This window comes from Streptomyces sp. NBC_01255 (genome assembly GCF_036226445.1).
In the GTDB taxonomy this organism is placed as follows: domain Bacteria; phylum Actinomycetota; class Actinomycetes; order Streptomycetales; family Streptomycetaceae; genus Streptomyces.
The window spans coordinates 6736163-6754485 of sequence record NZ_CP108474.1 but is presented as its reverse complement, the minus strand read 5'-3'; the positions used below and the strand labels follow the sequence as shown (position 1 = coordinate 6754485).

Sequence of the window (18323 nt, the reverse complement as noted above, 5' to 3'; positions counted from 1 at the left end):
CAGTACGTCCCTCAGTCTCGGTCTCGGTCGAGGATGAAGCTCTCCAGGTACGACGGGTTGGCGCGGTCCAGCATCGACCGCGACCGCGCCCGGATCTGGCCGTCGCTGTGCTCGCTCTCCGGCAGCATCCAGAACCGGTCGGCGCGGATGCCCTCGACGACCAGCTCGGCGACCTCCTCCACCGGCGTGAAGGCGATCTCCTGCCCGGCCTCCTTCATCGCGGCCTCCCACTGGTCGAGGCTGCGGTACGGGGTCCTGCGCGGGCGCTCCTTCGCGAACCGCTCGGGCCGGTTGCGGTGCGACTCCCACAGGCCGGTGCGGAGCATGTGCGGGCCGGGGAACAGCACGGAGGCGCCCACGGACGCCTGCTCGGCCCGGAGATGGGCGTAGAGCGACTCGGTCATGGTGACGACGGCCGCCTTGGTGACCGCGTACACGGAGGCGGTGGGCAGCGGGGCGATGCCGCCGTCGGCGGAGGAGGTGTTGACGACGTGGCCGGGCTCGCCGCTCGCGATCATGCGCGGGACGAAGGCCTGGATGCCGTGGAAGACGCCCCAGACGTTGACGGAGAAGGCCCACTTCCAGTCGTTCGGCTCGTGCTCCCACATCCGGCCCTCGGCGCCGGACCCCACGCCCGCGTTGTTGCAGAGGACGTGGACGGCGCCGAAGGTGTCGTACGCCGCGTCCGCGAACGCCCGGACCTCGTCGGGGTCGGAGACGTCGACGGTCCGGGCGAGGATCTGCGCCCCGCCCTCCATCAGCTCGTCGGCGGCCTCCGCGAGCGCGCCCGGCTCGACGTCCCCGAGGACGACGGCCATGCCCTCGTCGGCGAAGCGGCGGGCCATGGCACGCCCGATGCCGCTCGCCGCGCCGGTGACGACGGCGACCTGTCCCGCGCGCAGTTCCATCAGACACTTCCTTCCGGGGGTCCGTCGAGGATCTGGAGCGGGTCGTCGTACCGCTGGTGGATGTAGGGCAGCAGCGCCTGCGCGGAGACGCGCTCGGCGACCGTGCCCTTCTGGTCGGTGGTCTTCTCGCCGATCGTGATCTCGACGAGCCTGCGTACGGGGAGGTCGGCCACCGGGTCGTACATGGACTCGCGCAGGATCACGTCACCGGTGATCCGCTCCAGCTTCCGCACCTTCTCGTTGCGGACGCAGTGGACGAGGACGGGGTCGCCGTCGAAGCCGGTGCCGTCGACGGCGGGCAGGAACTTGAAGTAGAAGTCGGTCTTCCGGACGGGCTCCGGCAGCGGCAGCGGACCGGAGACGGCGCCGCGCACCTCGACGAAGGCGATGCCGTGCCGGGCGAGGGCGGCGCGGACGACGAGCCCTTCGCGGTCGACCGTGACCTCGCCCAGCTTCTTCGGCTCGCCGAAGACCTCGCGCCCGCCGATCAGGGCGCGCTCGTGGGTCATCGGCATGACCAGCGGGTACCAGCCCTCCTGGTCGCCGTGGGCCGCGGCCACGGCCACGGAGCCGGCGCCGAGCGGATAGCCGGACAGGTCGACCTGGCTGATGTTGACGCGGACGAGCGGGCGCGCGGTGGGTTTCAGCGGGGGCGGCAGGATCGCCGCGACGACGTCGGGGTCGGTCTCCCAGACGGCGACCACTCCGGTGGACCAGATGTCGGGGAGCTTGGAGCTCCGCTCGCGCGCCGCCGCCGCCTCGGCCTCGCTGCGCGCCCCGTACCGTACTCGTGCCATGACGTACCACCCTTCGGGATCATCCCCTGGACAGTCGGCCTGTAACACAGTTACACCGTCACCGATGAAGGGTAAAGACCCGTGCACGCAGAGGAATTGGGGGAAGCGATGGCACGCTCGGCGCTGAGCCGCGACGAAGTCCTGGACACCGCGGCCGCTCTGGTGAGGGAGCACGGCCCGGGCGCCCTGACCATGCGCAGGCTCGCCGCCGAGCTGGGCACTGCGGTCACCTCGATCTACTGGCACGTCGGCAACCGCGAGTCGCTCCTCGACGCGCTCGTCACCCGCACGGTCACCGACCTCGGCACGATCCGCCCGCGCGGGACGACCCCCGCCGAGCGGATCGTCTCGGTCGCCCGCGCGCTGCGCCGTGCCCTGCGCGAGCGCCCGCACCTGGTGGCGATGGTCCACGAACGGGGCCTGACGGAGCGGATGTTCCTGCCGGCCCAGCGCGCCCTCGTCCACGAGGCCCACGCGGCGGGGCTGCGCGGCGAGCACGCGGCGCGGGCCGTCCGCGCACTGCAGTTCCAGGTCGTCGGCTACGTCCTGGTGGAACGCAACCGCGAGCGGTCCCCGACCCAGTCCCCCGCCGAGGAGGAGCTGTGGCGCGAGGAGACCGCCGAGGCCGAGGCCGACCCCGATCTGACGCGTGCCCTGGCCGCGCCGATCGACACCGAGGCCCTCTTCCTCGACTCCGTACGGGCCCTGGTGGAGGGTCTGCTCACCGGGGCCGGCGGGAGCGGGGCGGGTCTGCTCACCGGGGCCGGCGGGGGCACCGCGGACACCGGGGACGGCACTGTCGGTCGCGGGCCGTATTCTCATTGACCATGCTCGACGACCGTACGACAGCAGCGACGTGGCCGGCCGCCTACCCACAGGGGTACGCGGTCGTCGACGTGGAGACCACCGGCCTCGCCCGCGACGACCGGATAGTGTCGGCTGCCGTCTACCGGCTGGACGCCCAGGGGAACGTCGAGGACCACTGGTACACGCTCGTCAACCCCGAGCGCGACCCCGGTCCCGTCTGGATCCACGGGCTGACCAGCGACGTCCTGGAGGGCGCGCCGCTCTTTCCGGAGATCGCGGCGGAGTTCGCGACCCGGCTCGACGGCCGGGTCCTGGTCGCGCACAACGCGATGTTCGACTGGCAGATGATCGCCAGGGAGTACGCGCGCGCCGAGTCCGCCGCACCCGTGCGCCAGCGGCTGTGCACGATCGCGCTCGCCAAGGAGCTGTCGCTGCCGCTGCCCAACCACAAGCTGGAGTCGCTCGCCGCGCACTTCGGCGTCGTCCAGCAGCGCGCGCACAACGCGCTGGACGACGCGCGGGTCCTCGCCGAGGCGTTCCGGCCGAGCCTGCACACGGCGGCCGAGCGGAACGTCCGGCTGCCGCTCCTGGAGTGCCGCCCGCTGACGGAGTGGGCCGGGGCTCCGACGCAGCCCCGGGTCGGGCACCAGGGCGGGTACCCGTCCTCGTCGTCCTCCGGCGCGTACCGCATGAACAGCTGGCGCCCCTCCCGGAAGCGCCCCGCCTGCCCGTACCCCAACCCCGGCCGGTACGAGGCCGACCGGCCGCTCAAGCAGGGCATGCGGGTGGCGTTCTCCGGCGACACCTCCGTCGACCGCGAGCTCCTGGAGGACCGCACGGTCGACGCCGGGCTCCATGTCGCCACCAGCGTCTCCCGGCTGACGAGCCTGCTCGTCACGAACGACCCCGACGCGCACACCTCCAAGACGCTGAAGGCGAAGTCCTTCGGCACGCCGGTCGTCGACGAGGCGGCCTACACGCACCTGCTGCGGGACGTGGCCCCGGCAGACGGGTGACGCGCGGGGCCGGGTGGGCGTGCCTCGGTGCGCCCATCGGCCGGGAGCTCCACCCTGTGGCGCATGGCACGTTGTGAGGTCTGCGGAAACGATTACGGCATGTCCTTCGAGGTCCATGCCCAGGGTGCGGTGCACGTCTTCGACTGCTTCTCGTGCGCCATCCACCGCATGGCGCCCATCTGCGAGCACTGCCGCGTCCAGATCATCGGGCAGGGCGTCGAGAGCGAGGGCAGCTGGTACTGCGGCGCCCACTGCGCCCGCGCGGAGGGAAAGGTGGGAATCGTCGACAGAGTGTGAGGAAACGATCCTGGGGACGGCCTCCCCGAGTCGGCCGAACCCCGCCGCGTGCACCCCATGACCCCGGTTGTACCGTCATGGGGTGTACCGCTTCCTGTTGTCCCGGCAGTGGGTGATCCTCACCCTCATCGTCCTCGCCCTCATCCCCACGATGATCGAGCTGGGCTTCTGGCAGTTCCACCGGCACGAACGCCGCGTGGCCCAGAACGCCCTGATCGCGGACAACCTCAAGGCGAAGCCGGTCCCGGTCGAGGAGCTCACCTCCCCCGGCCACACCGTCCCGCGCGCCGACTACTGGCGGCAGGTCACCGCCACCGGCACCTTCGACACCACCCACGAGGTGGTCGTCCGCCGTCGCACCAACGCCGACGACAAGCAGGGCGTGCTCGTCCTGACGCCGCTGGTCCTCCGGGACGGCAGTGTCGTCCTGGTCAACCGCGGCTGGGTGCCGGCCGCCGCCGACCAGCGCGCGTATCCGACGGTGCCGCCCGCCCCCAAGGGCGAGATCACCGTCACCGGCCGCCTCAAGGCGGACGAGACGACCGGCGCCAGCGGCATCAAGGACCTGAAGGGCCTGCCGGACCGCCAGGTGATGCTGATCAACAGCGAGCAGCAGGCCGCGCTCATCGGCCGTGAGGTCCTCGGCGGCTACCTCGAACAGATCGCCCCCGAGTCGGCCGGCGGCACCCCCGAACTGATCCCCGAGCCCGACCACGACTCGATCGGCGCCCACATGGCGTACGCCGTGCAGTGGTGGCTCTTCACCGCCGGTGTGCCCGTCGGCTGGGTGATCCTCGTCCGCCGGGAAAAGCGCGACCAGGAGGCCGCCGCCCGCGCCGAAACCTCCGGGAGCGGGGACGGGAGCGGCGACGGAGACGGAAGCGGGGACGGCGACGGCGGGCCCTCCGACGCCTCCGGGGCCCCTGCCGGGGACACGACCGCGATCCAGGCCACCCCGTCCCTCTGATTGACGGCCGCCGCTTCCGGGAACAGCCCAAAGCGTGACGCAACGTATCGACGACTACGCCCTCATCGGCGATCTCCAGACCGCCGCGCTCGTCGGCCGTGACGGGTCGATCGACTGGCTGTGTCTGCCCCGCTTCGACTCGGCCGCCTGTTTCGCCGCACTGCTCGGCGACGAGAACAACGGCCACTGGCGGATCGCGCCCAAGGGCGCCACGACCTGCACCACCCGCCGTTACGCCGAGGACTCCCTCGTCCTGGAGACCTACTGGACGACCCGCACGGGCGCCGTCAAGGTCGTCGACTTCATGCCCCAGCGGGACAAGGCCCCCGACGTCATGCGGATCGTGGAGGGCGTCAGCGGCACCGTCGAGATGAGCGCCGTCCTGCGGCTGCGCTTCGACTACGGCTCGATCGTGCCCTGGATGCGCCGCGCCGACGGCCACCGGGTCGCGGTCGCCGGTCCCGACGCCGTCTGGCTGCGCAGCGAGCCGCCCGTGAAGACCTGGGGCCAGCAGTTCTCCACCTGTTCCTCCTTCACCGTCGCCGCCGGCGAGAAGGTCGCCTTCGTACTGACCTGGCACCCCTCGCACGAGCCGCGCCCCGACCTCGTCGACCCCTTCGAGGCCCTGGAGCACTCTCTGGAGGACTGGCGGGAATGGTCGGCCCGCTGTACCTACCAAGGCCCCTACCGGGAGGCGGTGCTGCGCTCCCTGATCACCCTCAAGGCGCTCACCTACGCCCCGACCGGCGGGATCGTCGCCGCGCCCACCACCTCGCTGCCGGAGGAGCTCGGCGGCGTACGGAACTGGGACTACCGCGCGTGCTGGCTGCGCGACTCCTCCCTCACTCTCGGCGCGCTGCTCGCCGCCGGGTACGTCGAGGAGGCGGCCGCCTGGCGGGACTGGCTGCTGCGCTCGGTCGCGGGCGACCCGGCCGACCTCCAGATCATGTACGGCCCCGGCGGGGAGCGCCGGCTGCCCGAGGCGACCCTGCCGTGGCTGCGCGGCTACGCCGACTCGGCGCCGGTACGGACCGGGAACGCGGCCGTGGAGCAGTTCCAGCTCGACGTGTACGGCGAGGTCATGGACTCGCTCTACCGCGCGCGCGAGGCGGGGATCCCGCCGAAGCGGCACGCCTGGAACCTCCAGCTGAGCCTGCTCGGCTTCCTGGAGTCGACCTGGCGGAACCCGGACGAGGGCCTGTGGGAGGTCCGCGGGCCGCGCCGCCACTTCACCCACTCGAAGGTGATGGCCTGGGTGGCCGCCGACCGGGCGGTGCGCACCCTGGAGGCGGACCCCTCGCTGCCGGGGGACCCGGCACGGTGGCGGGCGATGCGGGACGAGATCCACGCCGAGGTGTGCGCGAAGGCGTACGACCCCGACCGGAACACCTTCACGCAGTCGTACGGCTCCCCGGAGCTGGACGCCGCCACCCTGCTCATCCCGCAGGTCGGCTTCCTGCCGCCGGACGACCCCCGGGTGGTCGGGACGGTGGACGCGGTGCGGGCGGAGCTGCTGCACGGCGGCTTCCTGCGCCGGTACAGCGTGGATTCGGGGGCGGTGGACGGGCTGCCGGGGCGGGAGGGGACGTTCCTCGTCTGTTCCTTCTGGCTCGCGGACGCGCTGCGGATGACCGGCCGGACCGAGGAGGCGCGTCGGCTCTTCGACCGGCTCGTCGCCCTCCGCAACGACGTGGGGCTCCTCGCGGAGGAGTACGACCCGGTGGCCCGGCGCCAGCTGGGGAACTTCCCGCAGGCCTTCAGCCACATCGGGCTGGTGGGCACCGCCCTCGCGCTGGCCCGGGAGGATCGGGACCCGGCAGGATAGGTCCATGGATCTTGGACTGAAGGACCGTGTGTACGTGGTGACCGGCGCGACGCGGGGGCTCGGCCGGGCCTCGGCCGAGGCGCTGCTCGCCGAGGGCGCGAAGGTGCTGATCACCGGGCGCGAGGAGAAGACCGTCGCCGACGCCGTGGCCGAGCTGGGTGCGGGCACGAGTGCGGGTGAGGGTGGGGGCGCGGGCCGGGTCGCCGGTGTCGCCTCCGACAACGCCGACCCGGGGACCCCGGCCCGGCTGATCGCCGAGGCGCGGGCACGTTTCGGCGGCTTCGACGGCATCCTGATCAGCGTCGGCGGCCCGGCGCCCGGCTTCGCCGCCGACAACACCGACGAGCAGTGGGCGGCGGCCTTCGACACCGTCTTCCTCGGGGCCGTACGGCTGGCCCGCGCGGCGGCGGAGACGCTCACCGAGGGCGGGGTGATCGGCTTCGTCCTGTCCGGTTCCGTCCATGAGCCGATCCCTGGCCTGACCATCTCGAACGGACTGCGGCCCGGGCTCGCCGGCTTCGCCAAGTCCCTCGCCAACGACCTGGGCCCGCGCGGGGTCCGGGTCGTCGGGCTGCTCCCGAGCCGGATCGACACGGACCGGGTCCGCTCCCTCGACGCGCTCTCCGGCGACGCGGACGCGGCCCGCGCGGCGAACGAGGCCGCGATCCCGCTGCGCCGCTACGGCACCCCGGAGGAGTTCGGGCGCACGGCGGCCTTCCTGCTGTCGCCGGCCGCCTCGTACCTGACGGGGCTGATGCTCCCGGTGGACGGCGGGGCGCGCGGCGGCTTCTGAGCCGTCGCGTCCTCGCTGCGGCTCAGGTGACCCGGCGGGCGCGGTGCTTCACGGCCCGCAGACGGGCCTCCGTGGGCAGTGCGGGGAGCCCCGTGGACGTACGGGCGTGCGCGAGGGCCTCGGTGCTGAGGGTGTTGAGGGCGTCTCCCGGGGAGGCGTACGGCTCCAGGAGGAGCGCGACGCGGGTCCGGGGGGTGGCGCGGCGGCCCGTGAGGTGGACCCGGGCCTTGGAGACGCCCTCCTGGGCGGCGGCGTCCGCCTCCAGGACGGCCTCCAGGGACCGGCCGCGCAGGATCGCCTCCTCGCCGTCGCCGGTGTCGACGAGGACCTCGCGGAGCCGGGCCCGCCGGAACTGGACGAGCAGCCACCACAGGGCGAGCAGGACGACGAGCCCGAGGCCCGCGATGACCACCGGCCACCACCAGCTCTCGTCGCGCCACCGCTGCCGGTCCGCGGCGGAGAGCAGGACGTCGGAGGGGCCGGACCAGGGCCACCAGGACGGTACGGACAGGTCGAGGCCGGCCGCGAGGACGGCGCCGCCGCCGAGGACGAGGAGCAGCCCGGCGAGACCGAGCAGGACGCGGTTGACGCGTCGGAGGACGACCGTCACCGGGGTTCACCCCTTCCTGGGTGGTCGGGTCACTCGTACGGTCAGCGCGGGCGCGTGGGCGAGGCCGAGCTCGTCGACGCCGGTGGCGAGGACGCTCTCCACATCGGTGCGGACCTCGTCGAGCACCCGGAAGTGCGAGACGGCGCGGACGCCCACCTTGGCCCGGCCCACGCGGACCCGGACGGACTGGACGCCGGAGACCTCCATGGCGCGGTCGCGCAGGGCGAGGGCGGCGGCCTCACGGTCGAGCCCGGCCCGTACGTCGACGTGTTCGCGGCGCATGGGGAGGACGGCGCGCAGTCCGGGGGTGGCGGCCAGGATCAGCAGCCAGACGCCGAGCAGGACGGCGACGGCGGCGCCGATGAGGACCGCTGCGGTGTCGAGGGGTTTGCTCGCGAGCGCGTCGGCGAGCTCGTGCCGCCAGGCCATGGCGGACCGCTCGGCCCGGACGGCCGCCACGTCGTACAGCAACAGCCCCGCCCCGCCGAGCACGACGGCCGCGAGGGCGGCGGCGGGGATACGCCGCACCGCCCAGAAGCGGCGCACGCGCGGCCCCGCGGCACCGGGAAGAACGGGCACGGAGTCGGGAGGCCCGGCACCGTCGGAGGCCGAGGGCCCGTCGGAGGCCGAGGCCCCATGGGGGGGCGCGGCCTTGTCGAGGGGCGCGTCCGGGTCCGGGGGCGGGTCCGGGGTGGTGGTCATGAGAGGCGGCCCCTCGGGGTGGTGTGGCGCGTGTGCGTGGAGTGGAGGCGTTCCACGTGGACGGCGACCTCGTGGACCTCCATGCCCACGAGGTTCTCCACGCGGCTGCGAACCCGGCCCCGGACGGCCCCGCACTGGCGGCCGATGTCGGTCGGGTAGGCGAGTTCGAGGCTCACCGAGACCCGGGCGACGTCCCGGTGGACGACGACCGAGGCGTGCGGTGCCGAGCCGCCCTCGGGGACGGCGTCCAGCGCCTCCCGCGCGGCCTGGGAGGCGATCTTCGCGACGACCCGGTCGGCGATCGTGGTCGCCCCGCGGTCACGTACCGGGTCTGCCACCCCGGGTCACCGCCGCCGGTCGCCGCGTTCGCGGCCCCGGAACAGGTCGCCTGCTTCGAGGTCGCCGTCGAGGAAGCGCCCGGCCACGAAGCCGATCGCGCCCAGGGCTGCGACCAGCAGAAACGCCCCGAAGCCGCCGAAGTACCCGGCGAAGCCCAGGGCCATGCCGGCCACCAGGCCGACCACTGCCATGCTCATTCCTGTCCCCTTTCGAGGCCTGTTCGACGGACGCGCCGCCGACGGCTACTGGAGCCTCTGCTCCGGCTCTTCCTCCTCCTCGTCCGGGAGCTTCACATCGCTGACCGCGATGTTGACCTCGACGACCTCGAGGCCGGTCATCCGCTCCACGGCGGCGATGACGTTCTCCCGTACGTCGCCTGCGACATCGGCGATGGAGACGCCGTAGTCGACGACGATCTCCAGGTCGAGCGCGGTCTGCACCTCGCCGACCTCGGCCTTCACCCCTCGGGTGACGCTCGACTTGCCGCCGCCCCCGCCGGGTACGCGGTCGCGGACGGCGCCGAAGGTGCGGGAGAGGCCGCTGCCCATGGCATGGACGCCGACCACATCGCGCGCGGCGAGGCCGGCGATCTTCTCCACGACGCCGTCGGCGATCGTGGTCCGGCCCCGGGAAGCCGGGGCGCCGCCGCCGCGTTTGGTCACGGAGGTCCGGCGCGGTTCGTCGGTCGTGGTGTCACCGGAGTGCGTGGAATCCGTCATCGCATTTCGCCCCTTCTGGGATATTTCGGGGTTCTTCGCCCACACTAAGGGCGGCTGCCCCGTCCCGCCCCAGGGATACGGCAGGCTGGGGCAATGACGACGGCTGAGGGTTGGACGGCGGCGGTACGCGACCGGCTCGCGCCGGGCAGGCTGCTGCCGCTCGGGGCGCCGGAGGACGGGGCCTGGATCACGGAGCGCGCGGTGCGGACGGTTCTCGACGGGGTCGCGGCGGCCGTACGGGGGGTCGCGCCGGGCGAGCTCCGCATCGGGCCGGATACAGAAGCGAATACGGAAGCGGATACGGATACGGAGGCCCTTCCGGTGCCGCCGGGCGGGCTGCCGCCGGGGCCGCTGCGGATCTCGGCGGATTTCGGGGCGGTGGCCGGGCGGCCCCTTCCGGAGCTCTCCGCCGAGCTGCGTGCGGCCCTGATCTCGGCGGCCGAGGACGCGCTCGGGCTCGTGGTGGCCGCGGTGGACCTGCGGGTGACGGAGCTGCTCGACGCGGCCCCGGAGATTTCCGGCCCGGCCGCTCCCCCACCCGGGCGACCCTCCCCCGCGACGGACGATCCCGCCGCGCTGGCGGCCCTGCGGGTCGAGGGCGTGGCGGGCGTGACGGACGCGCTGGGCCCGCCCGTCCACCGGGCCTCCGGCCGGGTGCGGGTCGAGCTGGCGGTGACGGCTGGCCACCGTCCCCTGGACGTGGCCCGCGCCGTGCGGAACGCCGTGACCGCCGCCACCCAGGAGGCGACGGCGGTCACGGTGCTGATCTCGGAGCTGCGGTAGGTGCCGCGGTAGAAGCCCCCGGCGGGGAGCGTCAGTCGCCGAGGCCGGCGAGGTCGCGCAGGCGGCGGGCCTGCGCGGCGCGCTCGGCGGGGAGCGTCAGTCGCCGAGGCCGACGAGGTCGCGCAGGCGGCGGGCCTGCGCGGCGCGCTCGGCGGTGCGCTGCTCCTCGTACGAGCGGCCGGCGGCAGCCTGGAGGAGCGCCTTGGTCTCGTTGACCGCGGCGCGCGGCGCCGCGAGCAGGGCGGCGCTGAGGTCCCGTACCGTCGCGTCGAGTTCCTCCGCGGGCACGGCGATATTGGCGAGACCGATGCGCTCGGCCTCCTCCGCGTGGACGAAGCGGCCGGTGGCGCAGATCTCCAGCGCGCGGGCGTAGCCGACGAGCGAGACGAGCGGGTGCGTCCCGGTCAGGTCCGGGACGAGACCCAGGCTCGTCTCGCGCATGGCGAACTGCACGTCCTCGGCGACGACCCGCAGGTCGCAGGCGAGAGCGAGCTGGAAGCCCGCGCCGATGGCGTGCCCCTGAACGGCCGCGATCGACACGAGGTCGCTACGGCGCCACCAGGTGAACGCCTCCTGGTACTCGGCGATCTCCGCGTCGAGGTCCGCGTCGGAACCGCGCGCGAGATCGAGGAAGGACGGCTCTCCGTCGAAGCCCTCGGGCGTGAACGCCTGCCGGTCGAGCCCCGCGGAGAAGGACTTTCCCTCTCCGCGCAGGACCACGACCCGCACGCTGCCGGGCAACGACCGGCCGGCTTCTGTCAACGCCCGCCACAGAGCGGGAGACTGAGCGTTGCGCTTCGCCGGGTTGGTCAGGGTCACCGTGGCAACGGCGTCCTCGACGGTGAGCCGTACACCGTCCTTGTCGAATACGAGCTCAGAGTCGTCGAGCGAAGTCATGGGGCGCCTCCGGTTCCGGTGCAGCACTTGCAAGGATGCTAAGTGACTGCACAGTAACCACCTGGCCGACCGCGAGGCCGACCGGGTTGGCCACCGGGAGACCCGATGGCCGGTCGAGCCGCCCCGATGACTCAGACCGAGGCTGCCTTCTTGCCCCGGGTCGCTCCGCCGCGTCCGCGCAGCGTGACTCCGGACTCGCTCAGCATCCGGTGGACGAATCCGTAGGAGCGGCCGGTTTCCTCGGCCAGCGCCCGGATGCTCGCACCGGAGTCATACTTCTTCTTCAGGTCTGCCGCGAGCTTGTCGCGCGCGGCGCCGGTCACCCGGCTGCCCTTCTTCAGAGTCTCGGCCACCCGTGCCTCCTCATGGGAAGTGCGCTCTGGACTTCTCATGATCACCCCTCCCCGCCGTCCTGGCCACCCATTCGACAAGGTCCGTGCCGCCGGGTTGCCGGAGGAGCACGCCCTCGTCACGACCGGAAGCACTGATTCCGCACAGGCGGAAAGCGGACTCCGCACCGCCCGGGGCGGGAAGTGCCAGGTCAACGCCGCAGGGGGAACACACGTACGGCGCGGGTCTGCCGGAAGGATTCGGCAGAGCACCGCGCCGGGGTGTACGAGACGCCCTCACTCAGATGAAGGATCACCCATGAGCCGAATGATCCAGCCCTGAATGATCACTTCGGGCCCCGGAAGCCGCCTGTGGGCGTTTCCGGGGCGCAAGCCGGGTCAGGCCAGGGCGACCAGGTCCGCGTAGTCCGCGCCCCACAGGTCCTCGACGCCGTCCGGGAGCAGGATGATCCGCTCCGGGTCGAGCGCCTCGACCGCGCCCTCGTCGTGGGTGACGAGGACGACCGCGCCCTTGTACGTCCGCAGGGCGCCGAGGATCTCCTCGCGGCTGGCCGGGTCGAGGTTGTTGGTCGGCTCGTCGAGGAGCAGCACGTTCGCCGAGGAGACGACCAGGGTCGCGAGCGCGAGACGGGTCTTCTCGCCGCCGGAGAGCACCCCGGCCGGCTTGTCGACGTCGTCGCCGGAGAAGAGGAAGGAACCGAGGGTCTTGCGGACCGCGACGAGGTCGAGGTCGGGCGCGGCGGAGCGCATGTTCTCCAGGACGGTCCGCTCGGGGTCGAGCGTCTCGTGCTCCTGGGCGTAGTAACCGAGCTTGAGGCCGTGGCCCGGGGTGACCTGGCCGGTGTCGGGCTTCTCGACACCGCCGAGGAGGCGCAGCAGGGTCGTCTTGCCCGCGCCGTTGAGGCCGAGGATGACGACGCGGGAGCCCTTGTCGATGGCGAGGTCCACGTCGGTGAAGATCTCGAGCGAGCCGTAGGACTTGGAGAGCCCCTCGGCGGTCAGCGGCGTCCTGCCGCAGGGCGCGGGGTCCGGGAAGCGGAGCTTGGCGACCTTGTCGGAGGCGCGCACGGCCTCCAGACCGGAGAGCAGGCGCTCGGCGCGCTTGGCCATGTTCTGCGCGGCGACGGTCTTGGTGGCCTTGGCGCGCATCTTGTCGGCCTGCGAGTTGAGGGACGCGGCCTTCTTCTCGGCGTTCTGGCGCTCGCGCTTGCGGCGCTTCTCGTCGGCCTCGCGCTGCTGCTGGTAGAGCTTCCAGCCCATGTTGTAGACGTCGATCGTGGTGCGGTTGGCGTCCAGGTAGAAGACCTTGTTCACGACGGTCTCGACGAGGTCGACGTCGTGGGAGATGACGATGAAGCCACCGCGGTAGGTCTTCAGGTAGTCGCGCAGCCAGACGATGGAGTCGGCGTCGAGGTGGTTGGTCGGCTCGTCGAGGAGGAGCGTGTCGGCGTCCGAGAAGAGGATCCGGGCGAGCTCGACGCGACGGCGCTGACCGCCGGAGAGCGTGTGCAGCGGCTGGCCCATGACCCGGTCGGGCAGGCCGAGGGCGGCGGCGATGGTGGAGGCCTCGGCCTCGGCCGCGTAGCCGCCCTTGGTCAGGAACTCGGTCTCCTGGCGCTCGTACTGCCGCATGGCCTTGTCGCGGGTGCCGCCGGAGCCGGTCGCGATGCGCTCCTCGTTCGCCCGCATCTTCTTGAGGAGGGTGTCGAGGCCGCGGGCGGAGAGGATGCGGTCGCGGGCCAGGACGTCCAGGTCACCGGTGCGCGGGTCCTGCGGGAGGTAGCCGACCTCACCGGAGCGGGCGATGGCGCCGGCGGCGGGCTGGCCCTCGCCCGCGAGGCACTTGGTGAGGGTCGTCTTGCCCGCTCCGTTGCGGCCGACGAGGCCGATGCGGTCGCCCTTGGCGACGCGGAAGGAAGCGGACTCGAGGAGGACGCGGGCGCCGGCGCGCAGCTCGATGCCGGTGGCGGTGATCACGGACAGACTCCAGGGCGATGGGAAACGGCGGAAGGACGGTTATTGACGGGCTTCGACGCCGCTAATGCACGGGGAGAGTGGCCATACGGCCAGTCTAACGGCCTCCTGCAACTGGTTTTCGGCCATGCGGGTGTTCGATGGCGAGATCGGATCTTTCTCACATTCCCTCCGATCTCTCCCATCCGCCTCAAAAGGGGCGAGAGATGGAAGATCGACCGATACTCGGCGCAGGGCGGCGGCCACTGCCGCGGCAGTGACGCGGAGGGTGGTGGACCGTGCAGTTCGACGACGACGCCGACCTGGACACCTCGGAGGTCAAGGACGTCCGGAGCAGCCGCGTCCCGGGCGGCAAGGCGACGGTCGGCGGCGGCATCATCGGCTTCATCGCGCTGATCCTGGGCCTGCTCTTCGGGGTCGGCCCCGACCAGCTCGGGCTCACCGACAGCGGCGAAGAGCCGGTCGCGACCTCGTCCTCCGCGGCCCAGGTGAACCAGACCTGCAAGAAGGGCTCGGACGCGAACACCCGTGAGGACTGCCGGATCGTCGCCGTCGTCAACAGCCTCCAGGACTTCTGGCGGACCGAGTACGCGCGGCGGGGCGGGACCTACGGCAGCGCCGCCACGGTGATGTTCACCCAGCGGGTCGGGACCGCGTGCGGCTCGGCGACCTCGGCCGTCGGACCCTTCTACTGCCCCGGCGACCGCCAGGTCTATCTGGACCTGGGCTTCTTCGACGACCTGCGGACGAAGTTCGGGTCGAGCGGCGGGCCCTTCGCCCAGGCGTACGTGGTGGCCCACGAGTACGGCCACCACGTCCAGAACCTGATGGGGACCCTCGGCCGCGCCCAGGACGGGCGGACCGGCGCGAACTCCAACGCCGTCCGGGTCGAGCTCCAGGCCGACTGCTACGCCGGGGTGTGGGCGCGGCACGCGACGACCACCCCCGACGACAGGACGGGCCGACCGCTGCTGACCCGGCTCACGGACGACGACATCCGGGACGGTCTCGACGCGGCGGCCGCGGTGGGCGACGACCGGATCCAGGAGAAGTTCCAGGGCCGGGTGACCCCGGAGAACTGGACGCACGGCTCGGCCGCACAGCGGCAGCAGTGGTTCTACCAGGGGTACGAGACCGGCGACATGGCCCAGTGCAACACCTTCCGCTGAGTTGTCGATGGGGACTGAGAGACTGAGATCCAGGTCACATTCGGCTGAATCGAGAGGAAGTGATCGGGATGGCTGAGGCACCCCACATCTGTCCGACGCTGACGTACGAGGACGCGAAGGGCGCGATCAAGCTGCTCACCGAGGGCTTCGGCTTCACGGCGAACGCCGTGTACGAGGCCGAGGACGGGCTGATCGCGCACGCCGAGCTCGCGTACGGGAACGGCATGGTGATGCTCGGCAGCAAGGGCACGGGCAGCGACTTCGACAAGCTGATGGCGGGCGGGGGCCCGGTGGGCGTCTTCGTGCACGTGGACGACGTGGACGAGCACCACGCGCGGGCCGTCGCCCACGGCGTCGAGATCGTGTTGCCGCCCACGGACCAGGAGTACGGCTCGCGGGACTACACGGCCCGGGACGCCGAGGGCAACATCTGGAGCTTCGGGACGTACACGCCCGGCGCCGCGGAGTAACGGATCGGCGGCGCCGGGCGTCGTCGTTCGGTGCGCGTCAGGCTCCGCCGGTGTGGACCTGGAAGGCGGCCCTGCGGACCGCCTTGGACAGGGCGGGGTCCGGGTGGGCCGCGGCCAGGGCGACCAGGACCTGGACGGTCCGGGGGTGGCCGACGGCCCTGACCTCGTCGAGCAGCGCCGGGACGGTGCCCTGGACGGCGGATTCGAGGTGGCGGACGAGCAGCTCGCTCTCGCCGTGGTCGGCGACGGCCGCCGCCGTGTCCACCCAGAGCCAGGTCGCCTCCTCGCGGGTGAGCACCTCCTGGGCGTCGTCGGGGTCGGCGCCCTCGTACTCCGCCAGCCAGAGCAGCGCGTACGGACGCAGGGAGGGCTCGGCGACGGTGGCCCGGACCTCGGCCTCGGCGGGGGCTCCGACGACCCGGAGCGCCTCGAAGGCGAGGCCGCGCAGGAGGGCGTCCTCGCCCCTCGCGACGGCGAGCAGCTCGGCGACCGCGCTGGAGAGGGTGCGGGCCGCGAGCCAGGCGCGGTACTCGGCGCGGGCCGGTCCCGGGGTGAGCCGGGCGCAGCCGCGGAGCATGTCCTCGGCGGACTGCTCGATGTTGCCCGCGGGGCTCTGGGCGGCGACGCAGATCTGCTCCAGCTTGACCCAGACCGCCCAGTTCCCGAGGGGGGTCAGGGTGGCGTGCCGGGCGTCCGCGCCGGGGTCGAGGGTGAGCGCACCGACGGCCGCCAGGCCTTCCAGTGCCCAGTCGAGGAGGGCGGGGAGCCCGTCCGTGCCGCGAGGCGTCTCGGGGAGCTCGGGGGTGTCCGTCGCGGGCTCGGGGGTCTGGTCGGTCACGGGGACCTCGCAGCGCTCCTCGCGCAGCTCCTCGACGCGCTGGCCGAGCAGGTCCAGGAGCGCCGGGACGAGCACCGGGCCCTGGGAGAGCTGGAGCAGGGAGAGCACCTGCGGGACGGCCTCGACGACCTCGGCGACCGCGCTCGGCGCGACGCCCTCGGGGGCCGGGTGGACCAGGGACCAGGCGTCGAAGAGGGCGACCCAGCCGCGCAGGACGGCGGAGTCGTCGCGGTCCCAGGCGTGCAGCCGCCAGCCGGGGCGGGCGGTGTCGCCGTGGAGCTCGACGAGTCCCGCCAGCCGGGCCCGGTCCCAGCCGGCCCGGATCTGGCCGGGCGTCAGGTCCAGTGCGGCCGCGGCCCGTTCCTGGGCGGTGCCGGCTTCGGCGCCCGTGCGGAGGGCGGATTCGGGACCGCGCTCGACGGCGGCCCAGCGGGCGATCCGTACGGCGTCGGCGAGGACGTGCCGGGCCTGGCGGGCGAGTTCCGCGCGGGGCGGAGTGCCCTCGGGCGGCCGCGGCGCCGGCCGGGTGCGCCGGGTCGTCACGGCCCGTCGGGCGGTGGCCAGCGCCCGAGGGCGGACGAGTCGGAGTCTGGAGTTGCGCGCCAATGGTTCATCGGGCTTTCGAGACGTCACGGGGGCAGTCTTCCCGCTGACGGCCCGAAAGCCCAATCGGAATCCGCAGCCCCGTCAGAACGGCCGTCGGAGCAGGGGGGGTGCGTCGTCAGAGCAGGGGGGTGAGGAAGCGGCGCAGGGCCTCTTCGTAGCGGACGGGGTCGGCGTTCCACATCGCCGCGTGCGGGGCGTGCCGGACCGTCTGCAGGGTGACCAGATCGGGGCGGCGGGCGGCGAGCTCCACGGACGGCTCCCAGGGGGCGAGCATGTCGTCGGGGCCGTGCAGGAGGAGGACCGGGACACGCAGGGCGCCCGGTTCCGAGGCGGCCTGGAGCCGGTCCCCGTGGGGGCCCGTCCGGCCCTGGGCGGCGCGGACGGCGAGCGGGAGCAGGGGGCCGGGGACGTGATGGGCCGTGGCGAGGCCGCGGACGGTGGCCTCCCAGTCCAGGACCGGGGAGTCGAGGACGAGGCCCCTGATCCGGTCCCGTACGCCCGACTCGGCGGCGGCGCGCAGGGCCATCGCGGCGCCGGTCCCCCAGCCGTGCAGGACGACCTTGTCGGCGCCGCGGCGGACGGCGTAGCGGATGGCGGCGTCGACGTCCCGCCACTCGGAGTCGCCGAGGTGGGCGAGACCGTCCGGGGAGGCGGGCGCCCCTTCGTCGCCGCGGTAGGCGGGGACGAGGACAGGGATCTTGCGGCGGTTGTAGAAGGGGACGAGGTTCAGGGGGTGCTCGCGGGTGGTCCCGAGGCCGTGCAGCGCGATCACCCATGTGGTGCGCGGGGCGGCCACGAGCCAGCCGGGCAGGGGGCCGAGCTCGCCGGGGATCTCGACGTCCTCGTGGGCGAGCCCGAGGGCGCTGATCGGCGTGCCGACGTGGAGCTGGGGAGTGAGGCGGACGCGGGCACCGGGGCCGAGGACGCCGAGCTCGACCCGTTCCAGGCGGCGGACGACGGAGTCGGCGGTGTGCGGGACGCGGTCGAGGACGGGGCCGAGGACGGCGTGCAGGCCGGGGGCCTCGATCCCGTACGTACCGGGGCGCAGCGAGGCGAGGCTGCGGGTGAGGGTGATCCGTTCGGGTCCCGTGGCGTGCACGGTGAGTCTGGGGTCTCCCGGGAATGGTCGTCCGGACGGCGCCTTGAGGGCGACGTCGCTGGCGTACCGGCCGGCCGCTACCGCGGCCGCACCGACACCGATCAGGGTGGTGACGGCCGCTGCCGTCGCTGTAGCCGGGCGCACGCTCCCAGTGTCGGCAGGTCTCGGGCGGCCTGCCACCGGGCGGACCCGGCCGGGGTGTCGCTCTCGTACGGCCGGAGCGCCCCCGGCTCGTACGGGCGGGGCACCCCGGGCTCGTACGGGCGGGCGCCTCGGCTCGTGCGGTCGGGCACCCCGGGGAGTGACATGGGTCTCCTCGGCGGGGTCCCCCGGTCGGATGGTTCGGTCCAGGGGGCG

The 18323-nt window shown here is 73.2% G+C and carries 21 protein-coding genes; 9 read left to right on the top strand and 12 right to left on the bottom strand.

The window, feature by feature from the left end; genetic code table 11:
* Window positions 1–11 precede the first annotated feature (11 nt).
* On the bottom strand, window positions 12–908 hold the full coding sequence (locus OG357_RS30575; protein ID WP_329624204.1) for an SDR family NAD(P)-dependent oxidoreductase: 897 nt from the start codon (window positions 906–908) through the stop codon (window positions 12–14).
* Window positions 908–1705, bottom strand: coding sequence for an acetoacetate decarboxylase family protein (locus tag OG357_RS30570; protein WP_329624203.1), 798 nt, complete (start codon window positions 1703–1705; stop codon window positions 908–910). Before OG357_RS30570 ends, OG357_RS30575 begins: the two co-directional genes overlap by 1 nt.
* 108 nt (window positions 1706–1813) lie before the next feature.
* On the opposite strand from OG357_RS30570, the gene OG357_RS30565 reads away from it, so the two are divergent.
* The 6 genes from OG357_RS30565 (at window position 1814) to OG357_RS30540 (ending at window position 7410) form a co-directional block, all read left to right on the top strand.
* A complete protein-coding gene (locus OG357_RS30565; RefSeq protein ID WP_329624202.1) occupies window positions 1814–2530 on the top strand; it encodes a TetR/AcrR family transcriptional regulator in 717 nt (238 codons plus the stop codon).
* On the top strand, window positions 2527–3528 hold the full coding sequence (locus OG357_RS30560) for a DEDDh family exonuclease (RefSeq protein WP_329624201.1): 1002 nt from the start codon (window positions 2527–2529) through the stop codon (window positions 3526–3528). Before OG357_RS30565 ends, OG357_RS30560 begins: the two co-directional genes overlap by 4 nt.
* Window positions 3529–3591: 63 nt before the next feature.
* On the top strand, window positions 3592–3825 hold the full coding sequence (locus tag OG357_RS30555; RefSeq protein WP_189505659.1) for a hypothetical protein: 234 nt from the start codon (window positions 3592–3594) through the stop codon (window positions 3823–3825).
* A gap of 82 nt (window positions 3826–3907) precedes the next feature.
* Window positions 3908–4792: an SURF1 family cytochrome oxidase biogenesis protein gene (locus OG357_RS30550; protein ID WP_329624200.1), complete on the top strand. Its 885-nt coding sequence runs from the start codon at window positions 3908–3910 to the stop codon at window positions 4790–4792.
* 34 nt (window positions 4793–4826) lie between these two features.
* Entirely contained in the window at window positions 4827–6617 is a 1791-nt protein-coding gene (locus tag OG357_RS30545; protein ID WP_329624199.1) for a glycoside hydrolase family 15 protein, read from the top strand.
* Between the two features lie 4 nt (window positions 6618–6621).
* Window positions 6622–7410, top strand: a complete 789-nt coding sequence (locus OG357_RS30540; protein WP_329624198.1) for an SDR family oxidoreductase — start codon at window positions 6622–6624, stop codon at window positions 7408–7410.
* 22 nt (window positions 7411–7432) lie between these two features.
* Here the strand turns inward: OG357_RS30540 and amaP are convergent, their stop codons facing one another.
* Genes amaP through OG357_RS30515 form a run of 5 tightly spaced genes read right to left on the bottom strand, consistent with a single transcriptional unit; the run spans window position 7433 to window position 9780 of the window.
* Window positions 7433–8020: an alkaline shock response membrane anchor protein AmaP gene (amaP, locus tag OG357_RS30535; protein WP_329624197.1), complete on the bottom strand. Its 588-nt coding sequence runs from the start codon at window positions 8018–8020 to the stop codon at window positions 7433–7435.
* Window positions 8021–8026: 6 nt separating this feature from the next.
* The gene (locus tag OG357_RS30530; protein ID WP_329624196.1) at window positions 8027–8722 is read right to left on the bottom strand and encodes a DUF6286 domain-containing protein; all 696 of its coding nucleotides are present in this window, start codon (window positions 8720–8722) and stop codon (window positions 8027–8029) included.
* Window positions 8719–9060 carry an Asp23/Gls24 family envelope stress response protein gene (locus OG357_RS30525; RefSeq protein ID WP_329624195.1) on the bottom strand — a complete coding sequence of 114 codons (342 nt, stop codon included), beginning with the start codon at window positions 9058–9060 and terminating at the stop codon, window positions 8719–8721. The genes OG357_RS30530 and OG357_RS30525 overlap by 4 nt, the downstream gene beginning before the upstream one ends.
* Before the next feature lie 6 nt (window positions 9061–9066).
* The gene (locus OG357_RS30520) at window positions 9067–9258 is read right to left on the bottom strand and encodes a hypothetical protein (protein WP_116161682.1); all 192 of its coding nucleotides are present in this window, start codon (window positions 9256–9258) and stop codon (window positions 9067–9069) included.
* A 45-nt stretch (window positions 9259–9303) separates the two neighbouring features.
* Window positions 9304–9780, bottom strand: coding sequence for an Asp23/Gls24 family envelope stress response protein (locus OG357_RS30515; protein ID WP_329624194.1), 477 nt, complete (start codon window positions 9778–9780; stop codon window positions 9304–9306).
* 93 nt (window positions 9781–9873) lie between these two features.
* On the opposite strand from OG357_RS30515, the gene OG357_RS30510 reads away from it, so the two are divergent.
* On the top strand, window positions 9874–10563 hold the full coding sequence (locus tag OG357_RS30510; protein ID WP_329624193.1) for a hypothetical protein: 690 nt from the start codon (window positions 9874–9876) through the stop codon (window positions 10561–10563).
* A gap of 96 nt (window positions 10564–10659) precedes the next feature.
* Here the strand turns inward: OG357_RS30510 and OG357_RS30505 are convergent, their stop codons facing one another.
* The 3 genes from OG357_RS30505 to OG357_RS30495 all read right to left on the bottom strand — a co-directional run bounded on the left by OG357_RS30505 (window position 10660) and on the right by OG357_RS30495 (window position 13787).
* Window positions 10660–11460: an enoyl-CoA hydratase/isomerase family protein gene (locus OG357_RS30505; protein ID WP_329624192.1), complete on the bottom strand. Its 801-nt coding sequence runs from the start codon at window positions 11458–11460 to the stop codon at window positions 10660–10662.
* 131 nt (window positions 11461–11591) lie between these two features.
* Window positions 11592–11813 carry a helix-turn-helix domain-containing protein gene (locus OG357_RS30500; protein WP_024756249.1) on the bottom strand — a complete coding sequence of 74 codons (222 nt, stop codon included), beginning with the start codon at window positions 11811–11813 and terminating at the stop codon, window positions 11592–11594.
* 375 nt (window positions 11814–12188) lie between these two features.
* Window positions 12189–13787 (bottom strand): ABC-F family ATP-binding cassette domain-containing protein, encoded by a 1599-nt coding sequence (locus OG357_RS30495; RefSeq protein ID WP_024756250.1) that lies wholly within the window; start codon window positions 13785–13787, stop codon window positions 12189–12191.
* A gap of 275 nt (window positions 13788–14062) precedes the next feature.
* On the opposite strand from OG357_RS30495, the gene ypfJ reads away from it, so the two are divergent.
* Both ypfJ and OG357_RS30485 read left to right on the top strand, forming a co-directional pair.
* Window positions 14063–14953: a KPN_02809 family neutral zinc metallopeptidase gene (ypfJ, locus tag OG357_RS30490; protein WP_329624191.1), complete on the top strand. Its 891-nt coding sequence runs from the start codon at window positions 14063–14065 to the stop codon at window positions 14951–14953.
* A gap of 68 nt (window positions 14954–15021) precedes the next feature.
* Window positions 15022–15423: a VOC family protein gene (locus OG357_RS30485; RefSeq protein ID WP_329624190.1), complete on the top strand. Its 402-nt coding sequence runs from the start codon at window positions 15022–15024 to the stop codon at window positions 15421–15423.
* 37 nt (window positions 15424–15460) lie between these two features.
* On the opposite strand, the gene OG357_RS30480 is transcribed toward OG357_RS30485, so the two are convergent.
* Both OG357_RS30480 and OG357_RS30475 read right to left on the bottom strand, forming a co-directional pair.
* Window positions 15461–16894: a hypothetical protein gene (locus OG357_RS30480; RefSeq protein WP_443066756.1), complete on the bottom strand. Its 1434-nt coding sequence runs from the start codon at window positions 16892–16894 to the stop codon at window positions 15461–15463.
* A gap of 88 nt (window positions 16895–16982) precedes the next feature.
* Window positions 16983–18110 carry an alpha/beta hydrolase gene (locus OG357_RS30475; protein ID WP_329624188.1) on the bottom strand — a complete coding sequence of 376 codons (1128 nt, stop codon included), beginning with the start codon at window positions 18108–18110 and terminating at the stop codon, window positions 16983–16985.
* Between the last annotated feature and the right edge of the window lie 213 nt (window positions 18111–18323).